We start from the raw sequence: 15,446 nt of genomic DNA on the forward strand, positions 1-15,446 counted from the left end.
GCACCCGACCCGGCGCCGTCACTCGCCTTATCCCCTACCGCACGGTCAGCGTCACGTACTGCGAGGCGTTGCCCGGAGCCTGCTGCTCGAGGCGCATCCTCTCGTTCACGTACTGCAGGGTCAGGCCGCTGTTGCGGTTGACCAGGCGGTAGGTGGTGGATCCGTCCAGCGACGTGCCGTCGGTCGCGACGCGCTGCAGGTACCACTGATCGCTGCCACCCGGCGTGCCGAGGCCGGCCGAGGTCAGAGGCTGGGCATCGGCCTGCGGCGCCCGGACCGTGACGACCGCGTCGACGGCGCGCTGCTCGGCCGGAGCGGATCCGGAAACCCGGAGGTCCTTGCCGGTCGCGGCGTCGACGATGCGGTAGAAGCCGCTGTTCTGGCTGCCGTCGCGCACGTCCTTCACCGGCTGGAGCTTCCAGGTGGACACGCCCGTGGCCGCTCCGTCCCCGCCGTCCAGGCCGGGTCCGCGGTTCGCCGTCACGGCCTTGCCGCCGACCCGCAGCACGTAGGCGGAATCTCCGGACACCGCTTTGCCGGCCGTGTCCCGCGGAGTGTACTCGGTGCTCACCGCCGCGGATCCGTCGCCGGCGGTCTGCGCGATGTCGAACACCTTGGCGGTCAGATCCGAGATCGTCAGGAACGAACGTCCGGTGACGTTCTGGTTCGTCAGGCTGCCGTTGTCCAGAGAGGTGAGGTAACCGCCATTGGATCCGGCGGGCATGAGGCCCACGACCTTCCAGGAGTTCGGGTCGCCGAGATCAGCCGTCTCATAGACGTTCCCGTCGTAGCCGACGATGCGGTACAGCCCGGAGAACGCGTTGTACGAGATAGCCGACTCGTTGTTCGCCGACGGCAGGTACAGATGACCGGTGTTCGGATCCTTGTAATACGCACTGTTCGTGATGAGATCCACGGTCTGGGAGGCACCGGTGGCCGGATCCGTCTGCGTCACGTAGATGCCGCCAGTGACGACCTTGACGCCGTTCTCGTACTTGTCGTCGACCGCCTTGAGCGTCAGGTCCTGGCCGGTCACGTCGTCGTGGTACGACACGGTCCGGTCCGGCGCAGACTCCGCTGTCGCGTTGTTCACGATCGTGTGCGTCAGCGTGTTCGCCGTGTAGGTGTTTCCGGACGCGTCGGAGAACACGATGAGGTGATCGGCGGCGACCTTCGCGGCCTGGTACGACGCGGTGGCGTTGTCGCCGGATCCCTGCCAGGCGATGAGGTCGGTCGCCGGGTCGTACACGACGTTCAGCCCGCCGACGGAGTTGACGTTGCCGTCGATGCCGCCGATGCCCGGCTGCGACCACGAGCCGTTGTACCACTTCTGCCAGGTGCCGCTGGCCATGCCGCCGCTGATCGGCGCGCGGGCCATCTCGGTCCAGCTGGCGAGGGTCGAGGAAGCCGGCTTCTTGTAGATCTTCACGTTGTACGTGATGTAGAAGTAGCCCGTCGAGTAATCGATGAACAGCCGGCAGCCGGAGTTCCCGAACGGATACGACTGACCGGGTGAGGCAGCGCTGTCGATCACCTGATCGTCATCCCACGCCGAGGTGAGCGCCGGCCCCTGGTACTGCCAGGAGGCGCCTTCGTCCTTCGAGGTCGCGAGCAGGATCCGGTTGTTGTGGTGCCCGGTCGAGATCTTCTGATCGACCGTCGCGTCTGCACCCTTGGTCTGCCAGGGATCGAACTGGAACTCGTCGTTGAGCAGCGCGTGCCACGTGCCCTGCGGATCCACCCAGACGYCGATGACGTCGCAGTGGTCGTCCTGCTGCGGCGACGGGATCGGGAAGGTCGGATCCTTGTCTAGCTGGTAGCAGATGGTGCCCGCGTCGGCATAGTACGCGGGCGCCTGAACCTTCTGCGTCGTGGTGCCCATCCCTGCGGACACGGCGCCCATGTCGGTGTTCGTGAACGTGCGCGCCCACGCGTTGCCAGGGTTCGTGTTGTAGGACGTGAGCGCATTGCTCCAGTGGAATTGGCCGTCCTTGCCGAGATACGCCGAGCCGGCGATGTCGCTGGTCAGACCGCCCTTCATCGTGGTGGTGCCGGCCGCGACGTACTGCGGCGGAGCCGGGGTGGTGCCGGCCTGCGCGGTGGCGGGCAGGGCGAACGCGAGGACGGCACCCGCGGCGAGTGCCGGGGTCAGCCGTCGCCAGCGCGCTTTGCTTTGCGCGGTGCGGTGTTGTTTCATGGTGGTGCCCTTTCCTGTTCCTCTTCGAAGCGGAGGGTTTGGGTGTGTCCTTCCCGTTCCCCACGTCGCAAGCGCGGAACGGGAAGGCGCCCGCTCATGCGTTCACACGAGCGCGACGTCGGGGTTGGGCTCGCGCAGGCCGCTCTCCGGGTCCGCAGGCGCGATCTCGAGGGCGAGCACGGTCGGCATGCCCGTGGCGGCGGGGGCCGCGAGCTGGGCGGTGTGGGCGTCCAGCTCGGTGAACGACACGGCGGTGTCGTCATCGAGTGCGCGCACCCCGCGCAACGCGACGCCGGGCGGCAGCGCGATCGTGAGGATGCCGGAGACCGGGATCCGGGTGACGATCGCGTGCACAAGGGCGGATCGTTCGGCTGACTCCTCCGCCTGCAGGGGCATCGTGTAAAGGCCCCATCCGGGGTAGTCCCACCCTTCAGCCGGCCCGCTGCCGTGCACGGCTGCCCCGTTCACGGCCATCCAGGCGCCGACCTCGTCGGCCAGGGCGACCTCGACGGGGGCGAGCGAGCCGTCGCCGCGCGGCCCGAAGTTCAGGAGGAGGTTGCCTCCCAGGCTCACGGTCTGCGCGAGCTGCTCCACGACCTGGGCCGGCGTCTTGCGCCCTCGCTCCGCCCAGGCGGAGTCATGGAAGCCCCAGCTCGCCTGGGTGAGGGTGGCGCAGGCCTCCCAGTCGTGCACGGCGACCGACCGGTCCCACGGCGCGGGGAGCCGGCGCTCGTAACCGCTCTCGTAGTCGCCCATCAGGGCGCCGTTGGAGTCGAAATGCCGTGCGCCCCTGTCATCGGCGCGGAGACGGCTGTTCACGATCGCGCCGGGGATCCGTTGCTTGAGCCGCTGCTCGATCTCGTGGGTCCAGCGCCCGTTCGCCTTCACGGACTCGTCCCAGGTGCCGTCGAACCAGAATCCGCGCACCTGCGGGTATCTCTCCGCCAGCTCGAGCAGCTGGTTCGTCGCGAAGTCGAGATAGCGGTCGAACGCCACGCGATCGTCATCGGACTCGATGGCGTATCGCCAGTCCGGGTGATGCCAGTCCAGCACCGAGTAGTAGAGGTGCGTGGCGAGACCTTCGGCGCGATACGCGTCGAGGATCTCGCCGAGCACGTCGCGCCCCGAGGGCGTGGCGGCGACGCTGAAGTCGGTGTACGCGCTCGGCCACAGGCAGAAGCCGTCGTGGTGCTTCGTGGTGATCGTGACATAGCGCGCGCCCATGCGCTTCGCCGTGCGGGCCCACTCCGCCGGGTCGAATCCCTCCAGCGTGAAGTCGGCGGCGAGCGCACCCCACTCCTCCCGGCTCACGTGCGCCGAGTGCATGAGGAACTCCGCGGCGAACTCGATCGTGCGCCCCTGCCACGTCCCCGCGGGGATCGCATACAACCCCCAGTGCACGAACTGCCCGAACCGATCGGCACGGAACGCCCGCATCGTCGGGTCCTGTCGGCGCCCCTCCGGTCCCGCGCCGTAGCGCAGCTCGATCATCGGGCCTCCCCCCGAGGACCGGTGAGGCCCGGGTGCTCGTCCCATGGGACGAACGTCGCCAGGTCGAACTCGGAGGTCGCGCCCGAGGCCCACGTCAGGCGCACGAGGGTGCCATCGACGTCCACCCGCACCCGATCGCGCCACTCCTGCGGGTCGACCGCGCCGCCGCGTTCGAGCACGTGCAGGGTGGCCACGACCGTGTTCCTCGTGCTGGTGCGGCCCTGCAGGGCTGGAGTCGCGGAGTGCGAGCCCATCGCGTTGGCATCGCGGTAGGCGAACACGCGCGCCCGCTCGGGGCGACGGCTTGCATCGTCGGCGACGGCGGGCCGAGGAGCGTCCCACCCGTGCAACCCGATCACCGCGGAGAGCAGGCCGTCGCGGCCCTGCACCCAGGCGCCGTCCTCGAAGACGCCGGTGGCCAGCTCGGCGTCGTCGGCGACCGCCCAGCCGCCCTCGCGCATCGGCCACGGCCGATCCGTCTGAACGAGATGCGCACGCACCTCGGCGGTGCCGTCGCCCGCGGTCACCGTGGTCACTGCGGTCCCGGGCAGCGCACGGCGATGCAATTGCGGTACGTGCACGGATCCGGCGAGATCCCCCTCGACTCGCGTGGCCCGCAGGGAACTGCGCCTGCTGCCGGCGCCCTCGTCGTCGAGCAGCGCGAAGTGCGAGTCGATCGCGTCGACCCAAGCCGGCCCCGTGCCCGGTGCGGTGTGCGTCGAGTACGCGAACTTCGCGTAGTGCGGGTCGTCGCGGTCCTCGTCCTCGCCGACGGGCAGCGTGGCGTGATCCGAGCCGTGGTTCGCCATCCGCACGATGCCGTCCGAGGCTCCGCGGAGCACCCACCCCACGGGCTCGATCGGGGCGGTGAAGGAGCCGTGATCGGAGGGCTGGGCCTCCTCGATCGCAGTCCAGACGGGAGCCGTCTCGGGCTGGGCCAGCCCGAGGAATCCGATGCCTGCCAGATACGGGGATCCGAAGCCGCTGTAGTCCTGGCACATCGGCTCGAACTCGCGGTACCACCCGAGCGTGAGCGGGCCGTCGGCACCGACTCCCTGCGCGGTGAAGCGCGAGAGCACTCCCGATGCGATGCGGCGGGTCTGGCCGGGGCTGAGCGCGCTCACGCCCGACGCCTCGGCACACCAGAGAGCGGCCAGCGCCGCCGTGCGGTAGGTCAGCGAGCGGCCCTGATGCAGGAGCGAGCCGTCGGCGGCGACCATGTGGGCCTGCGACGCGGTGAAGTCGTGCAGTCGCTCGAGATACCGCTGCCCCTCCGCGGTGTGCACGGTGTCCGTCATGCGGTACCAGGCCCACAGGTAGGGATGGATGGCCCAGGCGTTGTAGTAGTCGACCGCATGCTCCGGCCCGTCCGTGTACCACCCGTCGCCGAGGTACCAGCTCTCCACCCGCGCCACGTTGCGCGTCGCGTGCAGACCGCGCACGTCTTCGCCGACCGCACGCAGGAAGCCTTCCGCCATGGCGGGGAACAGCTGCCAGTTGTTCTGCCACACCTCGCAGCGGGCGTGATGACGCAGCCAGTTCCCGATCTGGAGCTGCTCCGGCCGGGTGAGGCCCGACCACAGCCGATCGCGGCTGATGTGCAGGGAGAACGCGATGTTCGCGGCCTCCACGATCGAGTTCGTGATCCCCGTCAGCGGCAGCCGGCAGCTGACTCCGCGGGGCCACTCCTCCTCACCACCCGCCCGGGTGCCGGCCAGCAACGCCCGGGAGTAGTAGTCCAGGTGCGCCTGGACGGCCGGATCCGCGGCGTCGCCGGCGCCCGCGATCCGCGGCGCCGCGAGCAGGAACGACCGGCCCACGGTCTCCATCCCCTCCCGCCGCACTCCGTCGCCGGTGATCCTTCCTGGCAGGCGCGGCAGGGCGCCCTCCGGGCTGGCATAGCGGCGCACCTGGCTCAGCCAGTCGTCCGCCACCGCCTCCCACTGCGCCCTGCCCCAGCCCGTGAACGGGGAGAGGACAGGATCCATCGCGATTCTCGTCGAGATGTCTTCCCTCACGGTTCCCTCTCCCCCGCTGCCCTCTCCCACGTTCACGGATCCGCTGCGTCTCAGGCGCTCGGGGACGGACTGGCCGTCGCGCCGCTCAGCGCCTTCTGGAACTCAGCGCGGATCGTGTCTCCGCCCGCACTCTTCCATGTCGAGATCGCGCTCTTCACGTCGTTCAGCGAACCACGCCCGGCGATGAAGTTGGTCACCGCGTCCGAGACGGGCTTGGCGATCGTGAGCCCCTGCTTCGCGTTGGTGGGACTGAACAGGCCGACGGTCGGATCCGGGACGCCGATCGGGACGAGCTTCGAGTACGCGTCGTGAAGCACCTTGATGGCGTCGGGGAACTGCGGCGAGTACAGCGTGTTGGGGCCGGCCGCCAGGTACTTCCACGGCACGGCCGTGTTCAGCGCCGCCGCAGGCGTCGGGATCGGGTTGCCCTTGCCGTCTCGGGTGTAGTCCGTGCCCTCGGCACCGTAGTTCATCAGGAGATACTCCTCGCTGCCGAACGGCGCGGCGAGGAAGTTCGCGACTTGCAGGACCTGCTTGATGTGATCCGCACTGCCCTTCTTGACCATGGTCCAGGCGAAGTCGATGTTGTCCAGCCACACCGTGGCCTTGCCGCCCGTGGCGCTGAACGGGATGAACGGGGCGACCTCGTTCGCGGGGTTCGCCGCGGGGACGGTCTGCTGGTATCCGCCCGGTTTGCCGAATGCCGGCAGCCCGTCGTAGATCTGCGCGACCTGGCCGGAGATGAACGCGTTCGACATCTGCGACTTGGTCCAGCCCTCGCTGCCGGGGGCGAAGCATCCCGCGACGTAGAGCTTCTGCACGAAGGACACCATCTCCAGGTACTCCGGCGTCTCGATGTCCTTCACGAGCTTGCCGCTCTTCATCGTCCAGTTGTAGGGGACGTGGAAGATGTGCTCGAACGGGATGAGGCCGAACTTGGTGCTGCCGAGGGCCCAGCGGTTCGCTCCGGTGAGCTGCTTGGCGAGGGCGAGGTAGTCGTCCGCGTTCTTGATGGTCGAGGTGTCGGTGACGCCCGCGGCCTCGAAGAAGGTCTGGTTGATGAAACCGGATCCGCCGGTCATGCCGCGCGGGATCGGGATGCCGTAGAGCTTGCCGTTCTGCACCGCCGGCTTCCAGAACGCCTGCGGGATGTTGGCGAGGTTCGGATAGTCCTTGGACTTGTCGCCCGCGAGGAACGGGGTAAGGTCCTGACACGCGGATTCCAGGAAGCCGATGATGTCGGCGATGGCCGCGCCGTCATTGAGCATCAGGTCCGGCATGTCCCCACCGGCGATCACGGTGTTGAGCTTGGTGTCGTAGTCGTCACTCGAGACCGCGGTGATGTCGACCGTGCCGCCGAGACGCTTGTTGATCTCCTGCCAGGCCGGGTTGGAGGCGGCAGGCGTCGGCGGCGGGCCGAAGATGTTCGTGATCGCCGTGATCTTCTGTCCCTTGAGGAAGGGCGCCGGCACCGCGCGGAACGGCTTGGCCGGGTAGTTGAAGAAGGCCGCTGGAACGCCCTCGGCGGTTCCCGCGAGGTCGGGCGTGGCCCCCTTCAGCGGGATGTACTTCGGCAGCACCGACGCCGAGGCCGCGGAGGCGTTCAGTGCGCCCTTGGTGCCGCAGCCGGCGAGGGAGCCCGCGGTGACGACGCCGAGGACGCTGAGGGCGGCGAAGGACAGGAAGGTCCGCCGGTTCGTTTCGAGAGCCACGTTGGGCTCCTTTCTGTACAGGGAGGTGGATCGATCGGGTGGAGCGGGCCTCAGCCCTTGACGGCGCCGGTGAGGACGCCCTTGGTGAAGTACTTCTGCAGGAAGGGGTAGACGAGCAGGATCGGGATGACGCTGATGACGACGACGGCCATCTGGATCGCCTGGGACGGCGCGGAGATCTCGCCGACCGAGGCGGTGTCGAGCGGCGATCCGAGCAGCACGTACTGGCGGAGGATCATCGACAGCGGCCACTGGTCGCTGTTCAGGTAGAGCATCGCGTTGAAGAACGCGTTCCAGTAGGCGACCGCGTAGAACAGCCCGACCACGGCGAGCACACCCTTCGACAGTGGCAGCACGATCTTGACCAGGATCCGGAAGTCGCCGGCGCCGTCGATCCGCGCCGCCTCGAACAGCTCCTGCGGCAGCCCCATGAAGAACGACCGGACCACGACGAGATTGAACGCCGAGATGAGGGTGGGAAGCACCAGCGCCGCGTAGCTGCCGAGCAGGCCGAGCTGCTTGACCATGAGGAAGCTGGGGATGATGCCCGGCGTGAACAGCATCGTGAACAGCGCCGTGAGCAGGATGAATTTGCCGAAGGCCAGATCGCGCCGGGACAAGCCGTAAGCCATGCCGACGGTCGCGGCGAGCGAGCACAGCGTGCCGATCACGGTGATGAGCATGCTGCGCACGAGGGCGGCGGTCACGATGCCGCCGGACAAGATCGTCTCGTAAGCAGCGAATGTCGGGTGCAGCGGGAACAGCACCAGGCCGTTGGCGTTCGCGATGTCGGTGCTGTCCGAGAGGCTCGTGGAGAGCACTGTGAGGAACGGGTAGATCGTCGCCACGCAGATCAGCGTCACCACGACGGCCTTGCCCGTGCTGCCGAGACGGCTGGGCTTCTCCATCCAGGCCGACCGCGCCGATTCAACGCTGCGGTTCTTGCGTCGGGTACGGGGCATGACGACCGCTCTGGTCGTCAGCTGCACGTCACTTGCCACTGGAGTACACCCCTTCCTGGCCGAACAGATGAGCGACCTTGTTCGCGCCGAGCACGAGCGCGAGGCCCACGACGCCCTTCACGAGACCGACGGCCGCAGCCGGGCCCCATTGCCCGTTCTGGATGCCGTGGTAGTAGACCCAGGTGTCGAGCACCTCGCCTGCTCCCGCGCCGACGTTGTCGCGCTGCAGCACGATCTGCTCGAAGCCGACCGAGAGGATGCTGCCCAGGTTCAGGATGAGCAGCAGGATGATGACCGGCATGATCCCGGGAATGGTGATGGTCTTCATGCGCTGCCAGGGACCGGCGCCGTCGACGGCCGCGGCCTCGTACAGTTCCTGGTCGATGTTCATGAGCGCAGCGAGGAAGATGATCGTGCCCCAGCCCGCGTCCTTCCAGGCGGATTGGATCGAGACGAGGAACGGGAAGAACCACGGGGTGGTCATCGCCTGGAACGGCTTCATCCCGAGCGCCTCCATGAGATGCGGCACGACGCCGGTCGCACCCAGCACCTGGCCGAAGATCGAGACGATGATGACCCAGCCGAGGAAGTGCGGCAGGTAGACGACGCTCTGCACGAACTTGCGGATCCGGTTCGACATGATGCTGTTCAGCAGCAGGGCCAGCACGATCGGGATCGGGAAGAACAGCACGAGCTGCAGGCCGGTGATCACGAGGGTGTTGCGCAGCGCCTGCCAGAACGTCGGATCCGCGAAGATCTTCACGAAGTTGTCGAAGCCGACCCAGGCGCTGTCGATGAAGCCGAGGTATGGCTGGTAGTCCTCGAAGGCGACGATGTTGCCCGGCAGCGGCAGCCAGTGGAACACCACGAAGTAGAGGAACCCCGGGGCGATCAGCAGCAGCATCATCCGGTCGCGCTTGATCCGCGCCCAGAGGCTGCGCTTGCGGTGCGCGGGGGCGTCGGTCGTCGCTGCCCGACGGCGCCCTTTCGACGCGGGACGCGCGGAGGGCGCATCCGCGGCGCCACTGACGGGAGGCGTCGTGCTCTGCACGAGCCGCTCGCTGTAACTGCTCATCTTCGACCTCGACCTGCCACAGGGAAACTTCATCGTCCTCGGCAAGAGCTAGAAAGCGCTTGCTGTGCTGCGAACGTACCCGACGGATCTGCGAGTGTCAACGATGCGACCATGTTTCGGCGAAACATTGATTTTCATGGGTTCTGAGCCTGTGGGATTCACCGCGGGCTGGACCGAACGCATAGTATGCGCTTACTATCTGGATGCAGAAAGAAAGGATCGCCGTGGATCACAACCCCTCGACCGCCCACCCCGCCGCCGTGATCGTCATGGCGGAGGACTCCTTCGCGGAGGTGTTCTCCAGGGAGGCGCTCGCGCGACTGCGGAACACGGTCGAGATCGCGGGGCCGCTTCCGATCACGGATTTCGCGGCGCCCGCCGCCCGAGAAGCTCTCCGCGAGACTCGCGTCATGCTGACGGGCTGGGGCGCCCCGCGCATCGATGCGCACGTGCTCGACCTCGCCCCTCGACTCGAGGCGGTGGTGCACACCGCCGGCACCGTGAAGACCTTCCTCGACGCCGAGGCGTTCCGCCGCGGGATCAGGGTGAGCACGGCCGCGGCGGCCAATGCCACACCGGTGGCGGAGTTCACACTCGCCGCGATCGTGTTCGGGCTCAAGCGTGCGAGCCGGTTCGCACATCAGCTGCGCACCACGCGGCGACATCGCATCGTCGACGGGATCCCCCCGATCGGGACCAACGGGGTCACGATCGGGATCCTCGGCGCCTCGAGGGTCGGGCGTGAGGTCATCGCCCTGCTGTCCCGGCTGGATGCGCGGATCCTGGTCTGCGATCCATATCTGACCGCGTCGGAGGCCGCGCGGCTCGGCGTCGAAGTCGTCTCCCTTCCTGAGCTGTGCCGTCGCAGCGACGTGCTCACGCTGCACGCTCCCAGCACGCCGGACACACGCCGCATCATCGGCGCTCGCGAACTCGGGCTGCTGCACGACGGCGCCCTGATCGTGAACACCGCGCGGGGCGCCCTCATCGACACGGACGCCCTGTCCGCGGAGCTCGTGAGCGGACGCCTCGACGCGTATCTGGATGTGACGGATCCGGAGCCGCTGCCGGCGGACTCGCCGCTTTACGCCCTGCCGAACGTGGTGATCACGCCGCACATCGCCGGCGCGCTCGGCAACGAGATCCACCGGCTGGGCGACTCGGCCGTGCGCGAGGTCGAGCAGTACGTTGGTCGAGGGATCCTCGCGCACGAACTCCGTGCCGACGAGCTGGCGTACACCGCCTGATCGAAGCAGAGCACGACGCGAGAGAGCGGGCCGCCGGCCCACGAACGGAGGATGGGATGACGACGCAGGACGATCGCGCCACGGTGGGAGCCATGCACACCGTGACCATGTCCGATGTCGCCGAGCGCGCGGGCGTCTCCTCGGCCACCGTCTCCCGGGTGCTCAACGGCAACTACCCGGTGGCGCAGGCGACGCGCGACGCCGTCAACCGGGCCATCGATGACCTCGGCTACACGGCCAACGCGCACGCCAGAGCGCTCGCAAGCTCGGCGACGCACAGCGTCGGCATCATCGTGAACGACCTGGTCGATCCGTTCTTCTCCTACATCGTGCGCGGCGTCGAGCAGGAGGCCGCCGCCACGCGCCGGCTCTGCATCGTGGCCGCCTCGCAGGGCGACGTCGATCGCGAGATCGAGCTCATCGACCGCATGATCAGCCAGCGCGCCGACGCCGTGATCGTCGTCGGCGGGGGGTACGACGATCCCCGCGCCCGACGCCGGATGGCCGAGCGCGCGCGGACCCTGGCCGGCATCGGATCGACGCTCGTGCTGTGCGGCCGCCCCTCGGTCGGCGAGCAGGCACCGACGAAGATCGTCGGCTACGACAACGAGGGCGGCGCCTTCGCGGTGACGCAGCACCTCATCGCCCAGGGACACCGCCGGATCCTCTACCTCGGCGGTCCGATCGGCCTCTCCACCAGTGTCGCGCGTCTGGCCGGCTTCCGTCGCGCGATGCAGTCCCACGGCTACGAGGTGCCCCCGGAGCTCGTGCACCAGGGGGCGTTCGGACGCCGTTTCGGCCACGCCACGATGGGCGAAATCCTGGACGGGAACCCGGGGATCACGGCGGTGTTCGCGGCGAACGACCTGGTCGCCGCCGGCGCACTGGACGCGATGACCGCACGCGGCGTGCGCGTGCCGGAGGACATCTCGCTCGTCGGCWACGACGACATCCCGCAGTCCAGCGAGCTCACCCCCAAGCTCACCACCGTGCACGTGCCGCTCGAGGACATGGGGCGCGAGAGCGTGCGCCTCGCCCTGAGCCGCACCGACGACGCCTTCGGCCGCCATGCCGACGGCGAGATCATCGTCGGGACGCGCCTCGTCGAGCGCGAGTCCGTCGCTGCGCCGCGCACGACCCCGTGGGCGCCCGGGCGCTGATCCTACGGCGACGATCACGCCAGCTTCGCTGCCCACACGACGAAGAGCCGCCCATCCGGGCGGCCCTTCGTCGAAATGCGTGCCCCCGACAGGAATCGAACCTGCGACCTACGGTACCGGAAACCGGCGCTCTATCCGCTGAGCTACGGAGGCGTACCGAACGAGCCTAGCATCGGATCCGCCTCCTCTCCGACCGCGCAGGATCCCGGTAGTGTCGCGAGAAACCGACCGATCGATGAGGACCCGATGAGTGCTTCCGTTCCCCCGGCACCCTGGCCGCACACGGCCGTGGAAGAGCCCCGCGTCCCCCGAGGAACGCCGGTCTACACCGCCTGGGGATGGGTGAGTGCCTGGACCACCGTCGCCGGGGTCGCCGTCTCGGCCGTCTCACTGTGGCTGATGACCGGCCCGATGCTCAGCTACGTGCGACGCGTCGCCGAAGTGAGCAGCATGGCCGCCTCTGGGACGAGAGTGCAGCCGGGCGTCGTGTCCGGGATCATCTTCGACCTCATGCCGGGGATCGTTGCGGCCTCGATGGTCGGCACGCTTCTGGGCTGGGCGCTCTATGCGCTCGCGATCGTCGCCGGGTACCGCGATTACGTGCAGCTCGGCCGGCTCGGCTACCCGAAGCGCTTCCACTGGGCGTGGAGCTTCCTCTCGCCGGTGTATCCGATCGGCCGCGCCGTCGTGGTGCGCCGGCAGGCGGGAATGGGCTCGGCCACGATGTGGATCGCCCTTGCCGCGACTGCTGCGAGCTTCCTGCTCACCATCGGATGGTCGTTCTGGCTGATGTTCGCGATGTTCGACGCCATGCGCGCCGGGCTGGGCACGATCGCCTGACCGCGCCGTCGGCGCGAGCCGGATCAGAACAGCGTGACCACCAGCAGCACGACCGCGATCAGCGGGGTCGCTCCCTGCACGACCGCAGCGCGGGACTTTGAGCGGTCGGACAGGATGAGCACGAGCGCCGCGGCGAGCATCGATCCGGCTCCCGCGAGCATGAGCGCGATTCCGACACCGGCCGATCCCGCGCCGACGAAGACGATTCCGATCACCACCGTGATCGCGAGGAACAGGTTGTAGAAGCCCTGATTGAACGCGAGCGGTCGTGTCGTCTCGGCATCCTCGGCGGATGTGCCGAAGATCCGCCGCGTCGACGGATGCGTCCAGCGCACCGACTCCAGCACGAAGATGTAGACGTGGATGAGCGCGGCGAGCGCGGCGAACACGGATCCGATCAGCAGGAGCATGGGCCGATTCTGCCGCGCGCCGCGCACCAACGCGAGAGGCGCGCGCTAGCGATGACCTGAATGCACCGGAGCGGCGGTCGCGGGAGGCTCCCCGACCTCGTCGACGGTGTGCCCAGCGCACGGCATCGCGGTCACGCTGGCCCGCTCGATGCGAGAGACCGTGAACCACCGCATAGCGTCACGCAATCGGCACCATCCGACGAGGTACCACTGGCCTTGCGTGGATGCGAACAGGACGGGTTCGACGTCACGTGCGGTTGTCGCCCCGTCCCCCGCCGTGTAGCGGATGCGGACGACACGCTGATCCGCCATCGCCTCCTCCAGCGCCGACCTGATCGCACGCGAAGGCGCGAGAACCGCGTCCACCCAGACGCGCTCGGCCAAGGCGTCCGCCCGTGCGCGGGTCCGGGGATCGAGGACGTCCATGATCTTCCGGATCCCGGCTGCCGCCAGATCCGCGTAGGGGGCATCGGAGGCCGCCGACACGGCCGCCATGAGCGCGACCGCCTGCGCGGGAGACAGGCTGACCGGCGGCAGCGACGCACCCATCGCCATTCCGTAGCCGCCCCCGGGGCCCGGACGCGACCAGATGGGCGCACCACTGCTCTCGAGCGCAGCGAGATCTCTCTTGACGGTGCGAACCGACACGCCGAACTCTCGTGCCAGCCGCTCAGCGGAGCGGCCCCGGGATCCGCTGCGGCGCAGCGTCTCAGACAGGGCGTGGAGTCGCTCTGCGCGCTTCACCGCGTCGCCGCCGAATATTTCATGACATAAATAGTGACATACACGTGCCTGCGGTACGCCCGAAGCTGGTGGCATGACACAGAAGACGGAAAGCCCCACCATCCTTCTCATCGCCGGCCATTGGCTGGGCGCCTGGGCATGGGACGACGTGCGCGAGCACCTGGACTCCGCCGGCTCTCACGCCGTCGCGATGACGCCGCCGGGTCTCGACCCCGACGACCCCCAACGGGCCGAGAGGACTCTCGACGACCAGGTCACGGCGATCCTCGACGTCCTGGCTCGAAACGGCGTCTCCGCGAGCAAGCCCGCGATCGTCGTCGCTCACAGCGGGGCGAACTTCCCCGTCTCCCTCCTCCTCGACCGGCACCCCGAGCTCGTCCGTCGGGTGGTCTGGGTCGATTCCGGACCGGTGGCCGCAGGGAGCGCTTTCGCCGCTGACCTCCCGGAGGACGTGCAGGACCTTCCACTCCCCGCGTTCGACGTCCTCGCGCAGCAGGCGAGCCTCGAGGGACTCAGCGCCGAGGTCCTTGCACGCTTCCGAGCCCGAGCCGTCCCCGAGCCCGGCCCCGTGCTGCGCCAGCACGTCGATCTCGTGAACGGCGCCCGCAACGGGATCCCGACCACACTGGTGTGCTGCTCGATCCCGAGCGCGCAGCTGCTGGACCTGGCGCGAGGGGGCCATCCCATGTTCGCCGAGGTCACGAACCTCGAGCACCTCGACGTCGTCGACCTCCCGACCGGTCACTGGCCCATGTGGAGTCGTCCTCGCGACCTCGTCGAGGTCATCCGCTCGGCGGCGTCTCACACCGGTTGAACGGTGCGCGCTCCGACGGGGCCGATCCGTCGCAGCCGGCGGATCAGCCCCGCGGCACGCGGCGGTAGGTCAGATCGCGGATCTCGCGGCCCTTCGCGATGCCCTTGCGCTCGAACGCGGTCATCACGCGCCCGTCGAAGCGCTGCGCCCACTCCCCCTCGAACGCGCGCTCGAACTCGGGCGCCTCGTCGAGCACCTCACGCATCTGCAGCGCGTAGTCCTCCCAGTCCGTGGCGAGTCGCAGCAGTCCCCCGTCGCGCAGAGCTGCGCCCGCGGTGGCGCCGAAGCCCGGCCGCACCAGGCGGCGCTTGGTGTGCCGCTTCTTGTGCCAGGGGTCGGGGAAGAAGATCCACACCTCATCGGCGGAGCCCGCGGGAAGGTACGTGGCGAGCACTTCGGGCGCGTTCGCCTCGATCAGCCGCAGGTTTCGCACGCCCTCGCGCTCGGCATCGAGCATCGTCCTGGCGAGCCCCGCACGGAACACCTCGACCGCCAGGAAGTCCCGCTCGGGGTGTGCTGCCGAGGCGGAGACGATCGCGTGCCCCTGGCCGGATCCGACCTCGACGGTCAGCGGCGCCTCGCGCCGGTACGCCGCGGCGACGTCGAGCCGCGCTTCGGGGTGCACCGAGGTCCAAGCCACGTTGCGCGGCACATCCAGCACGAAGAACTCGGCCAGTTCGGCGAAGGCGCGCTCCTGCGCCTCGGACATGCGGCCGCTGCGGCGGACGAACGAGACCGGCTCGTCACGGAAGGTACGCGGTTCGGGCATCTCTCCA

General features: G+C 68.7%; 13 protein-coding genes and 1 tRNA gene. 4 read left to right on the plus strand and 10 right to left on the minus strand.

Going from position 1 to position 15,446, the window contains the following annotated elements:
• Nucleotides 1–34: 34 nt before the first annotated feature.
• From AC1DMN_RS11665 to AC1DMN_RS11690, 6 genes are all read right to left on the minus strand, one after another.
• Entirely contained in the window at nucleotides 35–2,197 is a 2,163-nt protein-coding gene (locus AC1DMN_RS11665) for a hypothetical protein (RefSeq protein ID WP_477384258.1), read from the minus strand.
• Nucleotides 2,198–2,299: 102 nt separating this feature from the next.
• Complete coding sequence (locus AC1DMN_RS11670; protein WP_477230711.1) at nucleotides 2,300–3,688, minus strand: alpha-L-fucosidase; 1,389 nt, start codon at nucleotides 3,686–3,688, stop codon at nucleotides 2,300–2,302.
• Entirely contained in the window at nucleotides 3,685–5,676 is a 1,992-nt protein-coding gene (locus tag AC1DMN_RS11675) for a DUF2264 domain-containing protein (protein ID WP_477230712.1), read from the minus strand. The genes AC1DMN_RS11670 and AC1DMN_RS11675 overlap by 4 nt, the downstream gene beginning before the upstream one ends.
• 80 nt (nucleotides 5,677–5,756) lie before the next feature.
• Nucleotides 5,757–7,418 (minus strand): extracellular solute-binding protein, encoded by a 1,662-nt coding sequence (locus tag AC1DMN_RS11680; protein WP_477384260.1) that lies wholly within the window; start codon nucleotides 7,416–7,418, stop codon nucleotides 5,757–5,759.
• Nucleotides 7,419–7,468: 50 nt separating this feature from the next.
• Complete coding sequence (locus AC1DMN_RS11685) at nucleotides 7,469–8,419, minus strand: carbohydrate ABC transporter permease (RefSeq protein ID WP_477384262.1); 951 nt, start codon at nucleotides 8,417–8,419, stop codon at nucleotides 7,469–7,471.
• Complete coding sequence (locus AC1DMN_RS11690) at nucleotides 8,409–9,455, minus strand: ABC transporter permease (protein ID WP_477230715.1); 1,047 nt, start codon at nucleotides 9,453–9,455, stop codon at nucleotides 8,409–8,411. The genes AC1DMN_RS11685 and AC1DMN_RS11690 overlap by 11 nt, the downstream gene beginning before the upstream one ends.
• Nucleotides 9,456–9,679: 224 nt before the next feature.
• On the opposite strand from AC1DMN_RS11690, the gene AC1DMN_RS11695 reads away from it, so the two are divergent.
• A complete protein-coding gene (locus AC1DMN_RS11695) occupies nucleotides 9,680–10,702 on the plus strand; it encodes a hydroxyacid dehydrogenase (RefSeq protein ID WP_441976768.1) in 1,023 nt (340 codons plus the stop codon).
• A 56-nt stretch (nucleotides 10,703–10,758) separates the two neighbouring features.
• Nucleotides 10,759–11,862, plus strand: coding sequence for a LacI family DNA-binding transcriptional regulator (locus AC1DMN_RS11700; RefSeq protein WP_477384264.1), 1,104 nt, complete (start codon nucleotides 10,759–10,761; stop codon nucleotides 11,860–11,862).
• Nucleotides 11,863–11,942: 80 nt separating this feature from the next.
• Here the strand turns inward: AC1DMN_RS11700 and AC1DMN_RS11705 are convergent.
• A tRNA-Arg gene (locus AC1DMN_RS11705) sits at nucleotides 11,943–12,015 on the minus strand.
• 93 nt (nucleotides 12,016–12,108) lie between these two features.
• Here AC1DMN_RS11705 and AC1DMN_RS11710 point away from each other — a divergent pair.
• Nucleotides 12,109–12,702, plus strand: coding sequence for a hypothetical protein (locus tag AC1DMN_RS11710; protein ID WP_477230718.1), 594 nt, complete (start codon nucleotides 12,109–12,111; stop codon nucleotides 12,700–12,702).
• Nucleotides 12,703–12,725: 23 nt separating this feature from the next.
• Here AC1DMN_RS11710 and AC1DMN_RS11715 read toward each other — a convergent pair whose 3' ends face one another.
• Complete coding sequence (locus AC1DMN_RS11715) at nucleotides 12,726–13,112, minus strand: DUF1304 domain-containing protein (protein ID WP_477230719.1); 387 nt, start codon at nucleotides 13,110–13,112, stop codon at nucleotides 12,726–12,728.
• A gap of 45 nt (nucleotides 13,113–13,157) precedes the next feature.
• Nucleotides 13,158–13,856, minus strand: a complete 699-nt coding sequence (locus AC1DMN_RS11720) for a helix-turn-helix transcriptional regulator (RefSeq protein ID WP_477230847.1) — start codon at nucleotides 13,854–13,856, stop codon at nucleotides 13,158–13,160.
• A 73-nt stretch (nucleotides 13,857–13,929) separates the two neighbouring features.
• On the opposite strand from AC1DMN_RS11720, the gene AC1DMN_RS11725 reads away from it, so the two are divergent.
• Nucleotides 13,930–14,670, plus strand: coding sequence for an alpha/beta fold hydrolase (locus AC1DMN_RS11725; protein ID WP_441976764.1), 741 nt, complete (start codon nucleotides 13,930–13,932; stop codon nucleotides 14,668–14,670).
• 43 nt (nucleotides 14,671–14,713) lie between these two features.
• On the opposite strand, the gene trmB is transcribed toward AC1DMN_RS11725, so the two are convergent.
• Complete coding sequence (trmB, locus tag AC1DMN_RS11730; protein ID WP_440732241.1) at nucleotides 14,714–15,439, minus strand: tRNA (guanosine(46)-N7)-methyltransferase TrmB; 726 nt, start codon at nucleotides 15,437–15,439, stop codon at nucleotides 14,714–14,716.
• Between the last annotated feature and the right edge of the window lie 7 nt (nucleotides 15,440–15,446).

The sequence above is a fragment of the Microbacterium sp. 01T413_2 genome (assembly GCF_056398985.1).

Excerpts from the sequence above, each read along its gene's own strand:
- AC1DMN_RS11670 (WP_477230711.1), bottom strand. The coding sequence starts at position 3,688 with ATGATCGAGCTGCGCTACGGCGCGGGACCGGAGGGGCGCCGACAGGAC.
- AC1DMN_RS11675 (WP_477230712.1), bottom strand. The coding sequence starts at position 5,676 with ATGGATCCTGTCCTCTCCCCGTTCACGGGCTGGGGCAGGGCGCAGTGG.
- AC1DMN_RS11690 (WP_477230715.1), bottom strand. The coding sequence starts at position 9,455 with ATGAGCAGTTACAGCGAGCGGCTCGTGCAGAGCACGACGCCTCCCGTC.
- AC1DMN_RS11710 (WP_477230718.1), top strand. The coding sequence starts at position 12,109 with ATGAGTGCTTCCGTTCCCCCGGCACCCTGGCCGCACACGGCCGTGGAA.
- AC1DMN_RS11715 (WP_477230719.1), bottom strand. The coding sequence starts at position 13,112 with ATGCTCCTGCTGATCGGATCCGTGTTCGCCGCGCTCGCCGCGCTCATC.
- AC1DMN_RS11725 (WP_441976764.1), top strand. The coding sequence starts at position 13,930 with ATGACACAGAAGACGGAAAGCCCCACCATCCTTCTCATCGCCGGCCAT.
- trmB (WP_440732241.1), bottom strand. The coding sequence starts at position 15,439 with ATGCCCGAACCGCGTACCTTCCGTGACGAGCCGGTCTCGTTCGTCCGC.